Source organism: Candidatus Synechococcus spongiarum SH4 (assembly GCF_000586015.1).
Taxonomy (GTDB): Bacteria; Cyanobacteriota; Cyanobacteriia; order PCC-6307; family Cyanobiaceae; genus Synechococcus_B; species Synechococcus_B spongiarum_F.
Window position 1 is genome coordinate 1 of record NZ_JENA01000218.1, and the last position, 2,786, is coordinate 2,786.

Consider the following 2,786-nt stretch of genomic DNA (forward strand, 5'->3'; position numbering starts at 1 on the left):
CTGCACTTTCCGGAAGAACCCATAGGGGGGGACAAGAATGTGCCAGATGCCGCCAAACAGCAAGATAAAAGACAGTACCGCATGACCGCCGACAACATCCTCTAAACTGCTGATGCTGATGAAATTGGTCTGATAGCCCCAGACCATGCCCAGGTCAATGTTGGCTTGCACGGTTCGCACAGCCTGCTGGGCAGGGTCGTAAATGCCGAAACGCTGGGCCCATTCCACGAAGGCAATGGCGCCCAAGCCCAGGAAAATGAGATGATGGCCAAGGATGAGGCCAAGTTGCTTGGGATCGTCCCAAGAGAAATGAAACTTGCGGGCCTGTCCCTCAGATTGGCTGAGATCTTCCGGAGCACGGAATTGATGCCAAATACCGGCTGCTGCCAGAACTGCCGAGGAGACCAGGTGCAGAGCAGCAGTAGCATAGTAGGGTTGTGTGTCGGCAATGACGCCGCCCTCGCCAACACCAAAACCAAGACTGGCCAGGTGGGGCAATAGAATCAGACCTTGCTCACCCATGGCAAGCGAGGGGTCGTATTTGGCCAGTTCGAAGAACGTGAATGATCCGGCCCAGAACATGATCAGGCCGGCATGGGCTGCATGGGCAGCAATGAAGGTTCCGGAGCGCTTGGCCACTCCGGAGTTCCCTGCCCACCAGTCATAGGTGACGTTAGGATTGCCGTAGGACTGCATCGCAGCAGGTCAATGACTACAGGACTTAAGGTATGGGGTCTTTTGCCGGGGTTCGTTAGAAATCGAACTTTCCCATAGCTGGTTCTGATACTCAACCGTGTTCTATGGAGAGCGCCATGGAGCCTCAGGGAGCGCCTTGGGGTTTGCCGGCGTTTCCTTGGCGATCCCAAGAAAAAGGCCACTCCTTGGAGTGGCCCGGTGAACGTCTCGCCCTAATCCTCCCCTGCCGATTCGCTCAACCCGTCATCATTTTGATGGTTGGATGGACGTAATGTCACACTTCAAAGTTATGACATGCCGGTACACTGCCGGTAACGCTCCCAGAAAAGCTTCATCTGCCCACGGCTGCCGATGCTGACCCTCACGCTTCCCTCCAGGAGAGGTTTGCCGGTCATGGGGCGCACCAACACACCGTGTTGCCGAAGAGCCGCCACAAGACGGTCTGGATCCTGATCCGGCCAGAGCAGCAGATAGTTGCCGCCGTCACAGTGGTGGCGTAATCCCGCCGCCGCCAGTTGGGGGAGGAGCCAGTCCCGGGCAGCGGCCACTTCCCGCACGTAGGCGGCCACATGGCCAGGGTCCGCCAGGGCGGCAAAGGCGGCGGTGACGGCAAAGCCGTTGACGTCGTAAGGGCCTGTCACCCGCTCCAGTCGCTCCACAATCCCCGGGCTGCCCACTGCAAAGCCCAACCGCAATGCCGCCAGCCCGGCGGTTTTGGAGAGGGAGCGCAACACCAGCAGATTGGGGGTCTGCAACGCCGTCGGCAATACGGTATCCCCCGTAAATGCCTCATAGAGTTCATCCACCACCACCAGGGTGTGGGGGTGTTCCGCCGCCATGGCCCGAATCCAGCCGGGGTCCACCCGGGCGCCCGTGGGGTTGTTGGGATTGCAGACCATCAACAGCCGCGGCCGGGACTGCAGGGCCTGGGCAACGGCCCGCAGGGGGTAGTGAAAATCGGGCGGACCATGGGGAACGGCCCGGATGGTCATGCCCTGCTGGCGAGCACAGGGGGCGTAGTAGCCAAACGTGGGTGTGGCCATGAGCAACGTCTCACCCACGGCGCCAAAGGCTTGAAACACCGCGTGAATGGCCCCGTCCGCACCGTTGAACAGGCCCACCTGCTCCTTGGCCACGCCCAGCGACTGGGCATAGCGGTGCTTGAGCCCATCGTATTCCGGGTACATGCCGTAGTGCTCCGGCGCCATGGCCCGAACAGCCTCCACCACCCTGGGGCTGGGACCCATGGTATTTTCGTTGAAATCCAGCCGCAGCAAGCCGCGACGGCCTTCCAGGGGGGCGCTGTAGGTGTGGAGCGCCTCCACCAGGGGGGAAGCTTTCAGCGACGGCATGGCGTCACCTCCCCTGTGGCCGTTATTTCCGCCAGCAAGGCTTCCAGTTGGCGCCAGATGACGCCGCTGACGCCGCTGACGCCGCTGACGCCGGCCAAACGATGATCGGCATCCACCTCCACCAGCCGCACCCATGGGCGGGAGGCCGCAAAGCGACGGCTGGCGGCCAGGTCAATCACGTCGTCCTGCTCACCATGGACGATGCGGGTGGGCAGCGGGCGGACCAGGGTGTGGGTCCCGGAAAAGCGGGCCATGTCTTGAAGGAACAGGGGGTCAAGGGGAAGGGGTCTGTTTTCTCCATGGTGATGGATCCACAGGGGTTCCCCCCGCTCCCAGGAGGCGCGTTGCCCAACGGGCAACCGGGGGAGCCAGTTTTGGAGAAACTCGAAGGCGGGCGCCAGCAGCAACAGGCCCTTCACTCGACAGTCCCCCTGGGCGCACCAAGTGGCCGCCAGACCCCCCAGGCTTGATCCCAGCAGCAGCACAGGACCCGGCTGGGCGCGAATCAGGGCCCGGGTCTGATCCAGCATGCGCGTGAAGGTGAGACGGCGGAAGCCGCCGGTGTTCAAGTCGGGCCATTGCAGGGTCAGGCCGCCCGCCCGGGCCCGTCCCGCCAGAAAGCGGACCTTGGCGGAACGGGAAGAGGACGCCAGGCCGTGGAGATAAATCAGGCGGGGATTGGGGCTGGCCATGGCAGCGCTCACATACGGTCCAGGGTCCTGATGCCCAGGAGGCCAA

General features: G+C 62.5%; 3 protein-coding genes. All 3 read right to left on the minus strand.

Annotation, left to right across the window (positions count from 1 at the left end; all coding sequences use genetic code 11):
- A partial coding sequence (locus tag BG35_RS0108690; protein ID WP_025782511.1) for a dihydroorotate oxidase occupies nt 1-696 on the minus strand: 696 nt, incomplete at its 3' end.
- Between the two features lie 287 nt (nt 697-983).
- Nucleotides 984-2,048, minus strand: a complete 1,065-nt coding sequence (locus tag BG35_RS0108695; RefSeq protein WP_025782512.1) for a pyridoxal phosphate-dependent aminotransferase — start codon at nt 2,046-2,048, stop codon at nt 984-986.
- The coding region (locus tag BG35_RS0108700; RefSeq protein ID WP_236619839.1) for a YqiA/YcfP family alpha/beta fold hydrolase at nt 2,036-2,786 on the minus strand (751 nt) is incomplete at its 5' end. The genes BG35_RS0108700 and BG35_RS0108695, both read right to left, overlap by 13 nt.